We start from the raw sequence: 1174 nt of genomic DNA, 5'->3' as shown, positions 1-1174 counted from the left end.
TAAGTAAAATCCAGCACCAGATCTTTCAGACTCAAAGACAAATCCCACGCGTTCATATTGCCTCCTCCCTTCGGTTGTTAAAGATACAGAGAGCCAAACCGACGGAAATTATCGAGCGTTTCTCAGACATTCAAGAAGTTTAAAGGCATCGTGCGTCAAACCGGAACATTTCCGGCATCACACCACTTCAAAATCAGCCGGTCGTTTCCTTTCTCAGTGGGATTCGATAAGTTCTACCAGGTTTTGTTTTTTACCAATTAGCACTATCGTTTTTATTGAAACAGGATTTTGATATGATTCGAAGTTGGATGACGACATTAACGGTCTTCTGCTTAACGTCCGCGCTTTTCGGAGCGTCGGAGAATTTTTACGGTAATGTTACAATCGAAAGCAAGCCCGTGTATAGTTTGACGGGTCGATACACCAAAAAGAATGGGCTGGCGATTAAAACGACCGATTACTTCACTGCGTCTGGACAATGGATCGTCTCGGAGAAAGTGCGGTATAAAAACGATTCCTTCGACCTGATCGGTTACACTATCCACGATTCCCGCTCCGGCAGACATGAAGAAATCGTTCGGAAAAATATCGATACAATTCTCAGGCAGAATCAGATAACATTCAAACTATTAGTACCCGAACGAATGATGGTTGTCGATTTTCAAATCCAGCACATCGGTTCGAAGATCGTCAACGTCACGGATTGCTATGAATTCCAGATGGAACCGACGGTGATGGTTCTCAAACCATTGGTCAAGCCGATGTATTTTCATTATGAAAAACGAGTGACGCATAAAATTTAAACGTATATCGGACTTGTTGTGCCACGAGACAAACAAGGTCGGCAATTAGTCGGAACTATCAACTTCAAATACGCACCGCCGTCCTGAGTTAGTTGGAATAGGTAGAATAGGTATATTGAGTAGAATGGGCCTGTCTGCCATCGGCGGATTGATTAAGTAGGATTAAGTAAAATTCGGTAGATTGAGTTTGTCCGTGAAAACCGTCATCTGTAACCAGCCACCCGTTTCTCGTCACCGGAGAGCGCGGCAAAGCGAATAATAAACTTCGGTTTTGGCGTCGTAATACCGCTCGATGATGATCGAGTCTTTAAAGTACATGTCGTAATATTGGCGCATGATTTTGGAATCGCTACCGGTACGGTCGGTTCTCC

1 protein-coding gene is annotated in these 1174 nt (G+C 43.9%); it reads left to right on the top strand.

Annotated features, from left to right (window positions below):
- Positions 1-293: 293 nt before the first annotated feature.
- Entirely contained in the window at positions 294-803 is a 510-nt protein-coding gene (locus tag COT43_00750; GenBank protein ID PIS30924.1) for a hypothetical protein, read from the top strand.
- Positions 804-1174 lie beyond the last annotated feature (371 nt).

It is taken from the genome of Candidatus Marinimicrobia bacterium CG08_land_8_20_14_0_20_45_22 (genome assembly GCA_002774355.1).
GTDB lineage: Bacteria > Fidelibacterota > UBA2242 > UBA2242 > UBA2242 > 0-14-0-20-45-22.
The sequence above is the reverse complement of the archived record's forward strand: the minus strand, read 5'-3'. Positions and strand labels throughout refer to the sequence as shown.

What these genes read in the sequence shown, in the direction of transcription:
- COT43_00750 (PIS30924.1), top strand. Translation starts at nt 294, where the DNA reads ATGATTCGAAGTTGGATGACGACATTAACGGTCTTCTGCTTAACGTCC.